The organism is Streptomyces cucumeris (assembly GCF_024295805.1).
GTDB classification, from domain to species: Bacteria; Actinomycetota; Actinomycetes; order Streptomycetales; family Streptomycetaceae; genus Streptomyces; species Streptomyces cucumeris.
The window spans coordinates 614,652-631,422 of sequence record NZ_JANCLX010000001.1; the positions used below are offsets into that span (position 1 = coordinate 614,652).

The following is a 16,771-nucleotide window of genomic DNA, read 5'->3' on the forward strand; positions in this document are numbered from 1 at the left end:
GGACCACCTCCCTGGTGTCATGAGAGGTGTCATGAGAACCACCTCTGCGGGCGGGGCGCGGTGTTGCGCCAGATGTGCTTGGCCTCCTGGTACTCGGCGAGACCCGCCGGGCCCAGTTCGCGCCCGATGCCGGACTGCTTCATCCCGCCCCATTCGGCCTGCGGGACGTACGGGTGGAAGTCGTTGATCCACACGGTGCCGGCGCGCAGCCGGGACGCCACCCGCTGCGCCTTCTCCGCGTCCTGTGTCCACACTGCGCCGGCCAGCCCGTAGACGGTGTCATTGGCCAGCGCCAGGGCCTCGTCCTCGTCGCGGAACCGCTCCACGGTGAGCACCGGGCCGAAGGACTCCTCCTGCACCACGGACATGTCCGGGGTGCAGTCGTCCAGCACCGTCGGCAGGTAGAAGTAACCGTCCGCCAGGGCGGGATCGTCCGGCTGTGCCCCGCCGCAGCGCAGCACCGCGCCCGCGTCGAGCCCGGATGCCACGTAGGCCGCTACCTTCTCGCGGTGCGCCGCGGAGATCAGCGGACCGCTGCGGGCCTCCTCGTCGAACGGGCCGCCCAGCCGGATCTGCCGCGCCCGGTGCACGATCTCGTCGATGAACGCGTCGTGCAGCTGCTCCTGGACCAGCAGCCGGGCCCCGGCCGAACAGACCTGCCCGGCGTGCAGGAACACGGCCATCAGGGCGTAGTCCACGGCCGTGTCGAAGTCGGAGTCGGTGAAGACGATATTGGGGTTCTTGCCGCCCAGCTCCAGCGCGATCTTCTTCACGGTCGGCGCGGCGGCCGCCATGATCCAGCGGCCGGTGACCACCCCGCCGGTGAACGACACCAGGTCCACCCGCTCGTCCGTGGCCAGCGGCGCGCCCACGGTCGATCCGGCGCCCAGCACCAGATTGGCCACGCCCGGCGGCACCCCGGCCTCGGCCAGCAGCCGTATCAGCCCGATGGCGCTGTGCGGGGTCAGCTCGCTCGGCTTGAGGACGAAGGTGTCCCCGGCGGCGAGCGCGGGGGCGACCTTCCAGGCGGTCTGGAGCAGCGGGTAGTTCCACGGTGTGATCAGCCCGCAGACCCCCACCGGTTCGTGCACCACCCTGCTGTCCACGTCCCCACTGCCCACGTCGATGACGCGGCCGGGGCCCGCCGAGGAGATCAGATTGCCGAAGTAGCGGAAGCAGTTCGCGATGTCGTCGAGGTCGTACTCGCTCTCCACCAGCCGTTTCCCGGTGTCCAGGGATTCGGCGCGGGCGATGTCCGCCTTGTCGCGCTCCAGCAGCTCCGCGACCCGCAGCAGCAGTCTGCCGCGCTCGGTGGCCGGGGTGCCCGGCCAGGGGCCGCGGTCGAAGGCGTCCCGGGCGGCGGCGATGGCCGCGGCCGTGTCCTTCGGACCGGCCTCGTCGACCGTGGCCACCAGGGTCCCGTCCGCGGGGCAGCGGATCTCGCGGGTGTGTCCGTCGAGGGCGGCTGTCCAGCGGCCGCCGATGAAAAGCTCCGGCATGTATCGCCTCCGGGCTCGGACGGCAGTGGCCGACCCCCGCGACGACACCGCGCTCGATGACACCATGCGCGGTGACCCTGCGCCGTCCCTCGGTCCCTCGGTGTGCGAGGCCGGTCCACACACCGAGCGTAAGTGGCGCGGGTCCCGCCCGCACGGCGTACCGGGGAGCCCCGCTGACCTGCGGGGGTGTGGAGACCCGCAGGAGCGGGGGCGGGCCGGAGCGGAACCCTCCGGCCGCCTGGCGGCCACCGGGCGCGGCCCGCGGGCGGACGGTCCGGGCGGCACGGGGGGACCCTGCGGCCGGTACATCTCCACCATGCAGAATCCTGGTCATGGTCCCCACGCCCGAAGCCCCCCGCGCCCTCGCCGACGAGCTGCTCACCGCCCTCGACCCGTTGCCGCATCCGCGGCGGATGCACCAACTGGCGGTACGGACCAGGGCCGCCACCGCGCGGGGTGAACTGGGCGCACTGATCGGCGAGTTGGAGCGGCGCGGGGTGTACGGGCGGCGGCTCGCCGCCGCGGCCGCGGCCGTCGGCGGGCGGACCGGCCACCTCCGGAGGCGGCTGCTGGACCCCGATCCCGTGGTGCGCCACCACGCCCTCGCGGTGGCGCGCAAGGGAGAGGGCATCGACGACGAGGCGCTGGAGGAGGCGTTCCAGGACGCCCCCGCCGCCGTACGGCGCGAACTGGCGCGCACCGTCGTCGCCGGGCGGCGCACCGCGCTCGCCGACCGGCTCATCGACCCGGTGCGGGAGCGCTGGGGCGACGCCGAGGCGGCCCGGCTGCTGCCCGGCTGCGGCGCGGACACCCTCATACGCATGCTGCCCGCCCTCTTCCACGCCGTCGGCAGCTGGCGCCCCCTCGTCAGCCGCCACCCCCTCACCGTCCTCGACGAGGCCGAACGGCAGCTCACCGCGTTGCCGCAGGCCCTGCGCGCGGACTGGTGGGCGCGGTACGCGCAGGCTGTCGCGCTCGCCGTGCCCGTCGCACCGGACCGGGTGCTGGACCTCCTGGAGGACGTCTGCCACGGGACGCTGCCGCTCCCGGTGCGGCACCGGCTGTCCGCGCTGGTGGCCGCCGACCCCACCCGTACGGTGCGGCTGCTGCTCGCCCCCGACCAGGCGCCCCTGCTGCGCGGCCACGGCCTCGAACGCGCCGTCCTGCGCCGTCTCGTACGCGCCGACCCGCCTCAACTCCCGGATCTCGCAGTGGCGTTGGTGCAGGATCCGACCGCGCTGGCCCGGCTGCTGGCCGCACTGCCGCCCGGCCGCCGCGCCGATGTCTTCGCCTACGCCACCGCCGCACATGACCCGGACCACACCGCCGTGGACCCCGCGGTCCTGGAGGTGCTGCCGCACGCGGTCCGCCAGGAGCGGGCGCGCCGGATGGCCGGGCGGGCGCGGGACCGCGGGGCGCAGTGGACCGCCGTGCTGGAGGCCGTGGCGTATCTGCCGGTCGACGAGGCGCGTACGGAACTGCTCGACGCGACACGCCGTTCCACCGCGGAGGACCGGGCCCTCGCCTATCCGCTGCTGATCCGCAACGCCGCCCGCTCCGGCGACCCCGGCGCCGTCACCTCCCTGCTGGCCCTGCTGGAACGGCTGCGCAACGAGCAGGACCCGGTGCGGTGTGCCGCACTCGGCGCGCTCGCCGCCGTCCCTCCGGCCCTGTTCACCGATGACGCCGCGGACCATCTGGACCGGGTCGCGGGCGACGCGATCCAGGCCCGGGACTCCTCCGCGGCCACCCGGCGGGCGCTGCGCCGCCTCGCCGTCGCGCTGCTGCGCGAGCACGCCGTCACCGGGCAGCGGGAGCTGCTGGGCTGGGCGTTGCGCACCGTCACCCGGCTGGCCGGACACGTCGGCGCCGCCGATCTCGGCGCGCTCGACCACACCCTGCGGCGCGGTCAGGAACACACCGTCTTCGACGCGCTGCGCCCCTGGCTGGAGGCGGGCGCCGAACGGGTCGACCACGAGCTGACGTTCGCCCTCGTCCGCTCGCTCGGACGGCGCGCCCACACCCTGCCCGAACTCCAGGAACTCCTGCGCCAGGCGATCCAGTTCGGCAGCGACACCACCGCCCGCACCGCTGTCGCGCTGTGGCTGGAGCCGCCCGGTGAGCGTGAGGAGCGGGCCGCGGAACTCGTCACCCAGGACCCGTCGGCCGCCGTACTGCCGCCCGTCCTGGCCGTGCTGACCCGTCGGCGCACCGATCTGCTCGACCTCGTGCTGGCCGACACGCCGCCCTACGGCCGGTTCCTCACCCCCGGCACCGCCTGGACGCCACCCGCCACGTACGACGCCGTCCGCTGGGTGCCCCGCCAGCAGGCCGCCGCCGCACGCCTGCTGGAGCGCACCGCCGCCGACACCACGCGCCCGGTCCGGGAACGCACCACCGCCCTCGCCCGTGCCGCGCTGCTCCCCGGCACCGCCGCCACCGTCCGGGCCTGGACCCGCGGTGACGACGTGGCGCTCGCCGAGGCCGCGCTCGCCGCCCTCGCCCACACCGACCGGCCCGGAGACGCCCTGCCCGCGCTGCTCGCCCACGCGGGCGACGACCGCGCCCGGGTGGCGGTGGCCGCGGCCACCCGGGCGGCCCGGCACACGGACCCCGCACGGCTGGAGGCCCCCATCCGCGGTGTCCTCGCACCGGACGGGGTGGCGACCGCCGTACCGTCCGTGCCCCCGAAGGTCACCAGCCGCAAGGAGGCCGCGCGGCTCGCCGCCACCCTGCTGCCCGTGTCCGACGCCGCCACCCTCCTCGCCGACGCCCGTGGGGTGCCCAACCAGCACCATGACGTCCAGGCCGCCTGCGTGGCCTTCGCCGCCCGGCTGCTCGACGCCAAACGCGCCTGGGAGATGCTCACCGCCGCCGCGAGCGGACGGCGCGAACTGCGCCACGCCGTGCTGCGCGTCCATCCGCTGGACCTGCCCGAACACCACCGGTCCCGCTACGCCCAGCTCATCCGTGTCGTCTGCGACACCGAGGACCCCCAGGTCGCCGCGGCGGGTCACGCCGCGCTCGCCGTCTGGTCCCCCTGGGCACCGGACGTGGCGGCCGTCCTCGTCGCCGCCGTCACCGACCTCGACAACCGGGCGGGCTGGACCTCCGCGGCCGACGCGCTGCTGGCGGTGGTGGCCGCCGCTCCCGACGGCACGCCCGAGGACAATCCGCTGGCCTGGGCGCTCGCCGCCCTCGCCACCGCCGACGCCCGGTCCGGTACGCCCGATGCCGCACCCGGCCGGGACCGGCCCGCGCGCCGCCGGATCCGGCATATCGCCACGCGGCTGGCCGTGCGGGCGGCGGGCGGGGCCGCGACACGCCCGATGCGGCGCGCCGCCACCTCCGCGGCCGAACTCCTCGCCGGTTACGAGCCGTTCATCCCCGACGCCGCCCATGTCCTGGTGCATGTACTGGACCTGGACTCCCGCCCCGGTCCGCTGGCCGCCGCGCTCGCCCGCCTCAGCCGTCTGCACTCCCTCCGCCCCGCCCTCGCCGCCCGTACCACCGACGTACTGCACCGGCGGCTGACCGCGGCGGCGCGGCCCGGTTCGGATGAGGCGCTGCGGCGTGCCGCTCGGCAGCTCTGCGAGGACGGCGGACACGCCGCCGGGCTGTTCGCCACCACCCTCACCGAGGCGGGGGGTGACCGCACCGGCTGGCCGGAGCCGTGGCGGGAGCAACTGCGTGCGCTGCGCGGCCATCCGCACCCGGATGTACGGGACGCGGCGCTGCTGCTCGCCACGGCGGAGGAGTAGCGGCGCGGCGCGCCCCGGGGCGGGTCCGCACCGTCCCGCCGGGTCCGCGAACGCCCGGTGCGCACGCCCAGGCGGTCAGCCGTTCTCGCGCCAGGCGCCCGCGCCGTAGTCGTAGCCGTACTCGGGGCGGCCCTTGACGCCGCTGGTGCGGAACGGCGCACCGTGGTCGTCGATCCGCACCGTCCCCTCGCGACCGCCGCTGGACCAGTCCAGCTCCAGGTACCAGCGGCAGTCGCAGCCCACGGTGCGGGCGTTGATCCGCAGCACCTCCGGATCCGTGTCCGACACGCGGTACGGGAAGCGCACGGCGGGCAGCGGCTTGCCCGAGTCATTGCCGTCGGTCGGGCGGGCCAGCGGACGGGAGGCGTCCAGGTCCACCGAGAACGCGCGCGGGGTGAGCGAGCCGCCGCAGCCGTTCTCCATCGCGAACGACGACCACGCCGGCGGGCCGCCCCGCCCCACGACCCGTACGTGCAGCGCCCGCAGGACCACCGCGGACGACCCCCGGCCCTGCACCGTGACCTCCACGTTCGTGGTCCCGCCGTGGACGGCGCCGTGGGCCGCGGCCCAGGTCGGCGCGTCCTGTTCGGTGGGCGGCGGGGCGACGTCGGTGGGGCGCCGGTCGATGAGATAGCGGTGGTCGCAGCCGTTCTCCCACACATGTGAGCGGGTGGTGAGGGTGAGCGGGACCCGGGAGCCGCCCTTGCGCGGCGTGCCGCCCGTGCGGTCCGACGCGCCCGGGGAGGGGGCGGCGGAGCCCGACGGTCCACCGTCCGCGCGCCGGGTGCCGTCGCCGCGCGGGGCGCCGGACGGGTGCTTGGCGTCGCCGGTGTCCGCCCGGTCCAACCGCCCGCGTGCCGTGGGCCCTGCGGGCGCGGCGGACCGGGGGTGGGCGCCCGCGCGGGGTGCGGCGGTGTCCTTGCCGTCGTCGCCGGGCGGACGTACCTCCACCGCGATGAGGGCGAGCACCGCCATGGCGGCGGCCCCGGCCAGGAACGCCCACGGCCGCCGTCGCCAGCCGCGGCGCGGGGCCGTGCCCCCGCCCTCGGGAACGGCCCGCAACCGCCCCCGCCCACCGGAGGCGCCGCCCACCGGCATCCATCGCACCCCACCGCCCGAGGCCGGAGTCCGCGCCGCCCGGGGCGTGGACTCACCCTCCCGGGACGGCGGTTCGGCATCCGGGGCGCCGGGCGGCGGCACGTCCGCTGACCCGGCCCGAGCCCTTCGTACGGCGCCGGCCGTGCGACGCCCCGACCCGCGCGACACGCCGTCCGCGGCGCCGGGCCCCGTCGTGGGCGCCGGGGCGACCGGCCCGTCCGGCGTGGCGTCGCCCTCCGCCGCGACACCCGTGACACGCGCGGCGCATGACCCGGTGCCTGGTTCGACCGGCGCCGCCGCCGGGCCGTACGCGTTCTCCGTGGCAACGTCCGTGCTGCCCATGGTGGTGGGGACGGAGCCCGGGTGCTCCGCGGGCTCCTGGGCCGCAGCGGCGGATCCGTCCGCCGTCGGCGCGTCCGGCTGCGCGTCCCCGGCGCCCCGGGGTCTTCCCGGGGTGCCGCCCCGGGGCGTGGCCGTACGGCGTCTGGCCGCGTCGGCCAGCATCCAGCGGCGGTGGAGGGCGATCAGCTCCTCCGGAGCGGCCCCGCACAGCCGGGCGAAGCGTTCCACCGGCGCGTAGTCCGCCGGGACCGCGTCACCGTTGCAGTAGCGGTGCAGTGTGGACGTGCTGACGTGCAGTCGTGTGGCCAGCCAGCCGTAGCTGCGGTCCGAGCGCCGTTTCAGGCACCGCAGGCTCTCCGCGAACTCCGCGATCTCATGGGTGCTTCCCATGGAACCGCCCCCCTTCTTCCCCGTGTCCCCACCCGTCCGCGTCCCGCGGGCGTCCCGCGAACGCGTTCCAGGGTGTTGTCATGCCCCCAAGTCAGCGTACGTGCAGGCATTCCGGCGTCCCGGATGCCGCGCCTTTGCTGGTCCCCGTGGTCCGGCGCCCCGCACGCTGGGGACCCGCCGCCACGGACCGTGTGGCGGCGCCGAACCGTGACATGACAGGTCCACTGCCATGAGTCGCAACGACAGCACCGGAAGAGACGGGGAATCACCTGATGCGCATGGTCAAGCACGCACTCCGCACCGCCGCGGGGGCGGTGGCGGCGGTCGCCGTCCTGGCGGTGGCCGGGACCGGCCCGGCCCAGGCCGCCCCGGCTCCGGCCGCCCCGGGGACACCCGGCCACCTCGTGCCGAAGGAGCTCCCGCCGCACCCGAACTCCGACTGGTACGCCGGTGACGTCACCAAGGGCCTGCCGGAGAACGTCCCGTTCTGCGTCGGGAAGACCTTCCCCTCGGCCGGGGCGACCCACCGCACCTTCTGGACCGAGTACGACACCGGCGCCACCCAGATCGTGGTGCGGACCGGCACCGTGGACGCCGCCCGCAAGCTGGCCGCCGCCGCGGAGAAGAAGATCCGGAACTGCGCCGCCGACTGGCGGCGCGACTACCCCGAGGGCACGGCGTCCTGGCGGGACTACGGCGCGCTCCCGGCCGAGGACGGCGCCCACGTCTACGGCGTCCACACCTCGTACCCGGACTCCGAGCCGGGGATCCACCTCTACGGCGTGGGGCGGGACGGGCGGACCGTGACCGTCGTCCAGTGGGGCGAGATGGGCGGATTCGAGCACGCCCCGGTCGCGGACTTCCGGCGGACCACCACGACCGCCGTGGTGAAGCTCTACCACCCGTAAGGGGGCGGTTGCCGGACGGTGGTCACGTGCGCGCAAGGGGGGTGCGCGTGGCCGCCGCTCCGGCGCGCCCTGCGGCGGTTAGGGTCGGAACGTCCCGTACCGACCGGACGACACCGACCGGAGGACCCGTGCCGAACGGCTCGCTCTCCCTCGCCGCCGCGCTCCATCTGCTCGCCTTCGACCCCGGGACCGGCAGACCCGTCGGCGCCCACACCGCGCTCCTCGTCCGGGCCGCGGCCCTCACCGAGCTCGCCCAGCGCGGACTGCTCACCGACACCGACGGCCGGCCGCGTCCGGTCGAGGACGCCGTCACCGGGGACCCCGCGCTCGACGGACTGCTGGAGCTGATCGGGGAGTCCCGGCCGCACACCTGGGCGACCTGGGTGGGGCATCAGCCACGGCTGACCGAGCACGCCGTACGCGACCAACTGGTCGCGGGCGGGTATCTGCGCGTGGAGACGCGGCGCATGCTGGGGGTGTTCCCCGCCAAGGAGTACCGGCTGGAGCGGACCGACCTGGTCGCGGGGATGCGCGAGGACGCGGTGCGGGTGCTGCACGGCGACCGGCCGGTGGCCGAGGTCTCCGAACGGGACGCCGCGCTGGTCGCGCTCGCGGCGGCGGGGGAACTGCGGACCGTGGTGACGGCCAAGGACGCAAAGCTCCACAAGCAGCGCATTGCGGAACTGGGGGAGCGAAGCGGGGGAATGGGGCCGGTCCTGGAGAAGGTGATCGCCCAGGTGCGCACGGCGCTCGCCGCTGCGGTCACCACGGCGATCCTCGTGGCGACCACGTCCTCAAGCGGGAGCTGAGCGGCGGCCCGAGCCGCGGCGCGGCCTCGTGCGGGCCCCCGGGTGCGGCCTCAGGCGGGGGCGTCGCCCAGCAGCGAGGCGAGTCCGTCATCCAGATTCAGCTGCCCGCTCTCGCTGCCATCGGGCACCACGGTGTACGAACGGCCCAGGAACCTGAGCAGGTCACCGGTGTCGAACTGGACCATGGCCATGCCCTCGGGGGCGTGGAACTCCAGCACCGTGCGCTGCGGCCCGCACGGCCACATCTGCACATCGCCGTTGCCCGCGGGTCCGCGCAGTCCCGCCGCGAGCAGCTCGCGCCCGAACGTCCACTCCACCGTGGTCCCGTCGAGGGAGGCGGAGGGCGGGAAGGAGACGCGCACCGCGAACGGGTCGTCGGGCTCGTAGCGCAGACAGGCCGGGATGGCGCGAGCCTCGGGCGTCGACGCGATGAGGTGTGCCTGAACGGCTTGGTCGATGACTGTGGACAACGCCGGCTCCCTTGTTCTCGGTGCGGGTCCCCCGCCTCGCTTACGACCGTTATGACGTACGGGCGATCACACCAGTGCACCCATGGTTGCTGTGACGTGTGTCACGACTGATTTTTCGAGGGGACATAGGGCATTTAGGCTTGCGAAAACCATGCACGGTCTCGGGCGCTGTGCGGAGCTGTTACAAAACTCCGCCGCCGACGAGGCACCACCCCAGGGGTTGTTCCACCATGCACCAAGGTCCCGCGGCGCTCGACGCGGCCGCCTATACCCGTCTCTACGAAGCCGAATACCCGCGTCTCGTCGCGTATGCCCGCACTCTCACCGGTAACCCCTGGACCGCCGGCGACCTCGTCGCCGAGGCCCACTACCGGGTGTGGCGGCGGGTGCGGACCGGACCGCCGCTCGCGGCCGACGCCGCACCGGCCGAACTCACCAGTGCCGTGCGCGGGCTCTCCGCGGCGGCCGCGGGCTGGGGGCCGCCGCAGAGCGGCTCGCGTCTCGAACCGCTCGTCGAGGTCCTGGCCGAACTGCCGCAGCGATGGGTGACCGCGCTGTGGCTCGCGGAGGTGGACGGGCTGTCCCCGGAGGGGGCCGCCCGCCGTCTCGGGACCCACGCCGACGCCGCCGCCGCGCTGGTGGAGCGGGCCCGGGAGAGTCTGCGCCAGGAGTATCTGCGCGCCCAGCCGGGCACCCCGGCGAGCGCGGCCTGCGGTGCGCACTGGGAGCGGATGGCCGCGCACGTCCAGGGCGTCGACACCCCGCACCAGGCCGAGCAGATCGCCGTGCACATCGAGGGCTGCCAGGACTGCCGGGCCCGGATGGAGCAGATGGTCGCGGCCGATGACCGGCTGCCCGCGCTCACCGGACCGGCGCTGCTGGCGCTGCTGGACCGGGGCGCCGCCACATGGCTGGCGCCGTTCGCCGCCTTCGGCGCTGCCGCCGCGGTCGGCGCGACCACGCGCACGGTGCCGTTCGGCGCCGCGCATGCGGCCGCCGCGGGTGGTGCGCTGGTGTCCACCCGGCGTTCGGCGGGTCATCTCCTGCGCGGCCAGGTGCGCCAGGCCGGACCGGTCGCGGCCACCGTGGCCGGGGTCGGCGCGCTGCTCCTCGCGAGTGCGGCGGTGGCGGCCGGGCTGGCCCTGACCGACGGCGGCGCGGCGGAGCCGGAGCAGCCCGCGGCGGCGTCGGCGCCGTCGGATCCGGGTGGCGCCGGGGTGCCGCCGCAGGGGCTCGAATCGTCGGAGTCATCCGAGTCCTCGGGTGCGCCGGAGACCTCCGGCGCGTCCCCGCGGACCCCGGACGATCTGCGGTCGGACGCGGCCCGGGAGGCGTCCCGCAACCGGCCGTCCACGGGCACCCCGGCCGGGAAGTCGCCGTCGGACGTGCCGTCGAGCGCGCTGTCCCCCTCGACGTCGGCCTCGTCGTCCGCCGACCCGTCCTCGCCGTCGGAGTCCTCTTCGCCCTCGTCGCGGCCGACTTCATCCGGTTCGCCGTCTTCGTCACCTTCGGGTGAGCCGTCCGATCCGTCCTCCCCGTCGCCCACGGACGACCCCACCGAGGACCCGACGGACGACCCGACGGACGGCGGTACGGCGGAGCCCAGCGGCACCCCGAGCGACGAGCCGAGCGGGAGCGCCACGCCGAGCGACGAGCCGACCGGGAAGCCCACGGCCAAGCCGACCGCTTCCTCCGACGACGACACGGAGAACTGCGTGTCGCTGCTGGTCCGGGTCTGCACCGACAGCGACCGCTGACACAGAACGCCACCGAGGGCCGGACCCCGGCCGCTGCACCCCGCAGCCCCGGGCTCCGGCCCTCGCCGCGTATTGGTCCCCCCTGCGGTGACCGGTCTCGGCCCCGCAGCCCCGGGCTCCGGCGTTCGCCGGCCATGGCGGTCAACGGGGAAAGCGGCCGCGATGCGGAGAGTCCTCCTCGTACCCGCCCGCTTCCGTGGACGGCGCCCCGCGGATCGGCTAGCTTCCAGCCCCATGAGGGGTATGGGGATCATGAGCATGATGAGACGCACGGTGGCGGCCGGACTCTGCGCGGCGGCGCTCGCCGCCGTGACGACCGCGCCCGCCCAGGCCCGGCCGGCGGACGGCGAGGGCCGGTGGGGAGGCGGCTGGCGGCTCACCGAGAGCGGTACCGACGCCCGGTTCCGCGGACTCGCCGCGGTCAGCCGCGGCACGGCGTGGGTTGCGGGCACCAAGGGCACGGTGCTGCGGACGCGCGACGGCGGGCGCAGTTGGCGCGATGTCTCCCCGCCCGGTGCGGAGGGGCTGGAGTTCCGCGATGTCGAGGCGTTCGACGCACGGCGCGCGGTGGTCCTCGCGATCGGCGAGGGCGAGGCGTCCCGGGTCTTCCGCACCGATGACGGCGGCGCCACCTGGAGCGAGAGCTTCCGTAACGACGACCCGCGCGCCTTCTACGACTGCATGACGTTCTTCGACACGCGGCACGGGATCGCGCTGAGCGACCCGGTGGACGGCCGCTACCGGATCCTGTCGACCGGGGACGGCGGCCGTAGCTGGCGGGTCCTGCCCGGGGACTGGATGCCCGCCGCGCAGCCGGGTGAGGCCGCGTTCGCGGCGAGCGGGCAGTGCCTGGTCTCCTCCGGCGGACGGAACGCCTGGTTCGCCACCGGTGGGGCGGCCACCGCCCGGGTGTTCCACAGCACCGACCGGGGGCGTAGCTGGACGGTGTCCGACACGCCGGTCCCCGCGGGCGATCCGGCGCGCGGAGTGTTCGCGCTCGCCTTCCGCGATGCCCGGCACGGGCTCGCCGTCGGCGGCGACTACCGGCCCGATCAGGCCTCCCCGTACGCGGCGGCCGTCACCGGCGACGGCGGATCCCGCTGGACCGCGGCGGTCCGGCCACCGGCCGCCTACCGTTCGGGCGTGACCTGGCTGCCCCACGGCCACCGGGCGGCCCTGGCGGTCGGTCCCACCGGAACCGACCTGACCACCGACGCGGGCCGTACCTGGCGCAGCGTCGACACCGGTTCGTACGACACCGTCGACTGCACCCCGGACCTCGGCTGCTGGGCCGCGGGGGAGAAGGGCCGGATCGCCCGGCTGGGCTGACACCGACGCCATGCAGCGGCGACCGCCGGACCCCGCCCCGTGACGGGGCCCGGCGGAGGAACGGGCCGGGTCAGCCGGGCGGCTGCTGCCGGTACGGCTCCAGGGCCGGAGCCGTCCTGGTGGCGATGAACTCGGTGATCGTGTGCGTGGCGACGCCCTCGACCGTGAACGGATCGGTGGCCACCAGCTCCTCGATCGCCGCGCGGTCCTCGCCGACCGCCACGATCACCCCGCCCTCGCGGGGGTTCTTGGGGCCCGAGGTGATGAACACACCCGCGGCGAAGTGCCGGTCCACCCAGGTGAGGTGGGCGGGCAGCACGGGTTCGACACGGTCCAGCGGAGCCGTGTAGGTCACGTCCAGGATGAACATGATCGGGATAGTAGCGTGATGCCCACGATGACCAGCACTGATTCCCCCCGCTATGACCTGCCGCCCGACTGGCCGACGGACGAGGCCGGGGCGACCGCCGTCCAGGAGCGGCTGCGGACCTCCGTCGTGACCGCCGGGGAGGTGGCCGCCCCGGGCGCGGGTCCGGGGACGGTCGCCGGGGTGGACGTGGCCTACGACGACGAGCGCGGGGTGGTCGCGGCCGCCGCCGTGGCGCTGGACCCCCGCACCCTGGAGGTCGTCGGCGAGACGACGGCGGTCGGCCCGGTCACCTTCCCCTATGTGCCCGGACTGCTGGCGTTCCGTGAGATACCCGCCGTACTGGACGCGCTCGGCGCCCTCGACCGCGCCGGATTCCGCCCGGACCTGGTGGTGTGCGACGGCTACGGTCTGGCCCACCCCCGCCGCTTCGGACTGGCCAGCCATCTGGGGGTGCTGACCGGGCTCCCGGTGATCGGCGTCGCCAAGAACCCGTTCACCTTCCGCCACGCCGACCCCGGACCGCGCCGCGGTGACTGGTCATCGCTGCTGGACGGGGACGAGGAGGTCGGCCGGGCGCTGCGCACCCGGGACGGGGTGAAGCCGGTGTTCGTCTCCGTCGGCCACCGGATCGACCTCGACGGCGCCTGCGCCCACACCCTCCATCTCGCCCGCGACTACCGGCAGCCCGAGACCACCCGGCGCGCCGACGCGCTGTGCCGCCGGGCGCTGGCCGACGCGCGGGCCGGCCGGGGCTGACCCGCCGCCCCCGGCTGTCACAGGCGACGGGTCTCGGCCAGGAAGCAGCCGAACTCCACGGCGCGTATATGCACCACCGCCACCCGCGGATCGCCGTAGAGCTGTTCGAGCCCTTCCTCGATCGTCGGGGTGCCGCCGTCGAGCAGCAGTCCGCCGAGGATGGAGCCGTCGGCGGCGTAGGCCCGCAGCACCCGCCGCTCGCCGCGGATCCCGTCCGGGACGCCGTCGCCCGTCCAGCCGCCGCAGTCCTCGCGGTGGACGAAGACCGGGCCGGTCTCGTTGTACGGGCCCGGGTCGGCGTCACTGTCCAGCGCCCAGCGCAGCAGCGGGGTGTAGGCGAGGAGCGCGATGGTCTCGTGCGGTGCGCTGCGGCCCAGACAGCAGCGCAGCGGTGAGCCGCCGTCGCCGTCCTCGACCACCATGCGGGGCGGACGGTCCGCGTCATCGATGGTCCGCAGCCGCTTCAGCGCCTCGGGGGCGATGGGCCGGACCTGGTACCGGGGCGTCCGGCCGGTGTCACTGGTGTTGTTCATGGGTCCCATGCTGATCGGGGGATCCGGCCGGTGCTGGCGGTATTCGGACACCGCGCTGAGGGAGGGGACCACGGCCGGTGGACCACTTGACAGCGCCGTCGGCACTGAGCGAGATTCAGCCGGGAGACAGGACGTCCCATGTCCCGATTGCCCCGCCTCATCACCCCGCTTCTCCTTGCCGTGCTCCGCCGGGACATGGCGGGGCGTCAGATGTCATCCGGTCATCCGTCCGGCCGGCCAGGCCGCCCACGTCCAGAAAGCTGGGTAGTGATGAGTCTTCCGGCTCCGCTCACCGGTGTGGTGCCGCCCCTGTGCACCCCGCTCACCCCCACCGGCGCGATCGACGTCCGCTCGCTGACCGCCCTCGTCGAGCGGCTGGTCGGCGCCGGGGTGAACGCGCTGTTCGCGCTGGGCTCCAGCGGTGAGGCCGCCTATCTGGACGACCGGGCGCGCCGCACCGTCCTGGAGACGGTGATCGCGGCGGCGGACGGCCGGGTGCCGGTGCTCGCCGGGGCGATCGACATGACCACCGCACGGGTCCTGGACCATGCCGGGGCCGCCGCCGGACTGGGCGCGGACGCGATCGTGGCCACCGCGCCGTTCTACACCCGCACCCATCCGGTGGAGGTCGCCGACCACTTCCGGCGGCTGCGCGAGGGCGCCGGGCTGCCGCTCTTCGCGTATGACATCCCGGCCTCGGTCCACTCCAAGCTGACGTCCGCGATCATCCTTCCGCTGGCGGCGGACGGCACCCTCGCCGGACTCAAGGACAGCAGCGGTGACGACGGCGCGCTGCGCAGACTGCTCGTGGAGATCCGGCGCCGGGAGCTGGACGGGGCCTTCTCGGTGCTCACCGGGTCCGAACTGGATGTGGACGGAGCCCTGTTGGCGGGCGCCCATGGAGTGGTCCCGGGTCTTGCCAACGTCGATCCGCACGGCTACGTCCGGCTGTACCGGCACGCCCGCGCCGGGCGCTGGGACCGGGCCGCCGCCGAACAGGACCGGCTGGCCGCGCTGTTCGCCCTCACCGACACCGGTGATCCCGCGCTGATGGGCGGAAGTTCCTCGGCGCTCGGGGGTTTCAAGGCCGCGCTGCGACTGATCGGTGTCATCGACTGCCCGGCGACCGCCGCGCCCCAGGTGCCGCTGGGCGACGCGGCCCTCAAGGCGGTCCGTCATGTCCTGGAGGAGGGGGGCCTGTTGCCGTGACCGCCGCCGTGCCCTGGTACCGGGAGGTCTCCCGGAGCCAGTGGACATCCATGGCCGCTGCCTGGATCGGCTATCTGCTCGACGGCTTCGACTTCGTCCTGATCACCCTGGTGCTCACCGAGATCGCCGAGGAGTTCGACCTCGGTACCACCGCCGCGGCGAGCCTGGTCTCCGCCGCCTTCATCACCCGCTGGCTCGGGGGTGCGCTGCTGGGCGCGATGGGCGATCGCCACGGCCGTAAACCAGCCATGATCGCCAGCATTCTGCTCTACTCGCTGGGCACCTTCGCCTGTGGTTTCGCCTGGAACTACTTCAGTCTCTTCACCGCCCGGCTACTGATTGGCATGGGCATGGCCGGTGAGTACAGCGCCAGTGCCACCTATGTGCTGGAGAGCTGGCCCGCCCGGCTGCGCAACCGCGCCTCCGGCTTCCTGATCTCGGGCTACGCGGGCGGCACCATCCTCGCCTCCGAGCTCTACACCTGGGTGGTACCGCACTGGGGCTGGCGCTGGATGTTCTGGATCGGCGTACTGCCGGTGTTCGTCGCGCTGTGGGTACGGCGCGCGCTCCCCGAGGCCGCCGACTGGCGCCAGGAAGTGGCGGCGGGCGACGGCGCGCCTCCCAATCCCTTCGCGCCGCTGTTCACCGGGCGGTGGCGCGCGCGGCTCAACACCGCCCTGGCTGTGGCCGCGAGCGCCGCGCTGTTCTGCGTCTTCACCCCGGTGGGCGCCGGATGGCGGTGGCCGCTGTCGCTGCTGGCGGCGGGGTGTCTGGTCGCCTTCGCCGCCCAGCTCGGCGGCCGGCGCGGCTGGCCGCTGTACACCGCGCTGACGGTCACGGTCTTCTGCGCGTTCCTCTACAGCTGGCCGATCCAGGCGCTGCTGTCGACCTATCTGAAGTCGGAGCTGGGCTACGCGCCCGGCGAGGTCGCCGACGTGATGTTCTACGCCGGGTTCGGCACCATGGCGGGCTGCTGGCTCGCGGGCTTCGCCGGTGACCGGCTCGGCACCCGGCGGGCGTACGCCTGCGCCCTGCTGACCTCGCTGGCCTTCGTCTTCCCGGTGTTCGCGGTGCGGGACAGCCTCGTCGGCCTCGGCGTCCTGCTGTTCCTCCTGCTCGCGCTGAGCCAGGGGATCTCGGGCATCCTGCCCAAGTACATCGCGGGCCACTTCCCGGCCCGGACCCGGGCGGCCTCGCTCGGCTTCGTCTACAACACCGGGGCGCTGGGCGGTGCGGTGGCACCGGTGCTCGGTGCCGACCTGGCCGGCGGGATGCCGCTGGGACGGGCGCTGGCGGTGCTCACCTTCGGGCTGACGCTGGTGGTGGTCGTCCTGGTGGGCGGTGATGTGCCGCGGCGGCTGGGCAGGCTGACCGATCCGTCGGGCGCCGTGGACCACCTCGTGCCCGGGCGGCCGTTGAGTTCCTAACGGACGTCAAGCCGTTCGTGGTGATCTCGGGGCCTGTTTCGTAGGGTGGTTCTCGACGGGCCGGTTGCCGGAGCGCTTGGCGACTCCTTCTCGCGCCGGCTCGTCGTCGGGTC

13 protein-coding genes are annotated in these 16,771 nt (G+C 74.9%); 8 read left to right on the forward strand and 5 right to left on the reverse strand.

What is annotated here, in order from left to right; genetic code table 11:
• Positions 1-29 precede the first annotated feature (29 nt).
• The gene (locus NMK44_RS02845; protein WP_254737753.1) at positions 30-1,499 is read right to left on the reverse strand and encodes an aldehyde dehydrogenase family protein; all 1,470 of its coding nucleotides are present in this window, start codon (positions 1,497-1,499) and stop codon (positions 30-32) included.
• 332 nt (positions 1,500-1,831) lie between these two features.
• Between NMK44_RS02845 and NMK44_RS02850 the strand changes: the two genes are divergently transcribed.
• Positions 1,832-5,260, forward strand: a complete 3,429-nt coding sequence (locus NMK44_RS02850) for a hypothetical protein (protein WP_254737755.1) — start codon at positions 1,832-1,834, stop codon at positions 5,258-5,260.
• Between the two features lie 75 nt (positions 5,261-5,335).
• Here the strand turns inward: NMK44_RS02850 and NMK44_RS02855 are convergent, their stop codons facing one another.
• The gene (locus NMK44_RS02855; protein WP_254737757.1) at positions 5,336-7,090 is read right to left on the reverse strand and encodes a helix-turn-helix domain-containing protein; all 1,755 of its coding nucleotides are present in this window, start codon (positions 7,088-7,090) and stop codon (positions 5,336-5,338) included.
• A 272-nt stretch (positions 7,091-7,362) separates the two neighbouring features.
• On the opposite strand from NMK44_RS02855, the gene NMK44_RS02860 reads away from it, so the two are divergent.
• Positions 7,363-7,998 (forward strand): hypothetical protein, encoded by a 636-nt coding sequence (locus NMK44_RS02860; protein WP_254737759.1) that lies wholly within the window; start codon positions 7,363-7,365, stop codon positions 7,996-7,998.
• A gap of 128 nt (positions 7,999-8,126) precedes the next feature.
• A complete protein-coding gene (locus NMK44_RS02865; RefSeq protein ID WP_254737761.1) occupies positions 8,127-8,807 on the forward strand; it encodes a GOLPH3/VPS74 family protein in 681 nt (226 codons plus the stop codon).
• A 50-nt stretch (positions 8,808-8,857) separates the two neighbouring features.
• Here the strand turns inward: NMK44_RS02865 and ssgD are convergent, their stop codons facing one another.
• Complete coding sequence (ssgD, locus tag NMK44_RS02870; RefSeq protein ID WP_254737763.1) at positions 8,858-9,277, reverse strand: spore wall synthesis regulator SsgD; 420 nt, start codon at positions 9,275-9,277, stop codon at positions 8,858-8,860.
• A gap of 230 nt (positions 9,278-9,507) precedes the next feature.
• On the opposite strand from ssgD, the gene NMK44_RS02875 reads away from it, so the two are divergent.
• Both NMK44_RS02875 and NMK44_RS02880 read left to right on the forward strand, forming a co-directional pair.
• Positions 9,508-11,034, forward strand: a complete 1,527-nt coding sequence (locus NMK44_RS02875; RefSeq protein WP_254737766.1) for a sigma factor — start codon at positions 9,508-9,510, stop codon at positions 11,032-11,034.
• 261 nt (positions 11,035-11,295) lie between these two features.
• Positions 11,296-12,363 carry a WD40/YVTN/BNR-like repeat-containing protein gene (locus tag NMK44_RS02880; protein ID WP_374215223.1) on the forward strand — a complete coding sequence of 356 codons (1,068 nt, stop codon included), beginning with the start codon at positions 11,296-11,298 and terminating at the stop codon, positions 12,361-12,363.
• A gap of 70 nt (positions 12,364-12,433) precedes the next feature.
• On the opposite strand, the gene NMK44_RS02885 is transcribed toward NMK44_RS02880, so the two are convergent.
• On the reverse strand, positions 12,434-12,733 hold the full coding sequence (locus NMK44_RS02885; protein WP_254737770.1) for a YciI family protein: 300 nt from the start codon (positions 12,731-12,733) through the stop codon (positions 12,434-12,436).
• A gap of 27 nt (positions 12,734-12,760) precedes the next feature.
• Here NMK44_RS02885 and NMK44_RS02890 point away from each other — a divergent pair, with 27 nt between their 5' ends.
• The gene (locus tag NMK44_RS02890) at positions 12,761-13,489 is read left to right on the forward strand and encodes an endonuclease V (RefSeq protein WP_254737772.1); all 729 of its coding nucleotides are present in this window, start codon (positions 12,761-12,763) and stop codon (positions 13,487-13,489) included.
• Between the two features lie 17 nt (positions 13,490-13,506).
• On the opposite strand, the gene NMK44_RS02895 is transcribed toward NMK44_RS02890, so the two are convergent.
• On the reverse strand, positions 13,507-14,022 hold the full coding sequence (locus NMK44_RS02895; RefSeq protein WP_254737774.1) for a DUF1203 domain-containing protein: 516 nt from the start codon (positions 14,020-14,022) through the stop codon (positions 13,507-13,509).
• Positions 14,023-14,292: 270 nt separating this feature from the next.
• On the opposite strand from NMK44_RS02895, the gene NMK44_RS02900 reads away from it, so the two are divergent.
• Together NMK44_RS02900 and NMK44_RS02905 are read left to right on the forward strand one after the other, a co-directional pair.
• On the forward strand, positions 14,293-15,231 hold the full coding sequence (locus NMK44_RS02900) for a dihydrodipicolinate synthase family protein (RefSeq protein ID WP_254737776.1): 939 nt from the start codon (positions 14,293-14,295) through the stop codon (positions 15,229-15,231).
• A gap of 50 nt (positions 15,232-15,281) precedes the next feature.
• Positions 15,282-16,658 (forward strand): sialate:H+ symport family MFS transporter, encoded by a 1,377-nt coding sequence (locus tag NMK44_RS02905; RefSeq protein WP_254737864.1) that lies wholly within the window; start codon positions 15,282-15,284, stop codon positions 16,656-16,658.
• The last annotated feature ends 113 nt before the right edge of the window (positions 16,659-16,771 follow it).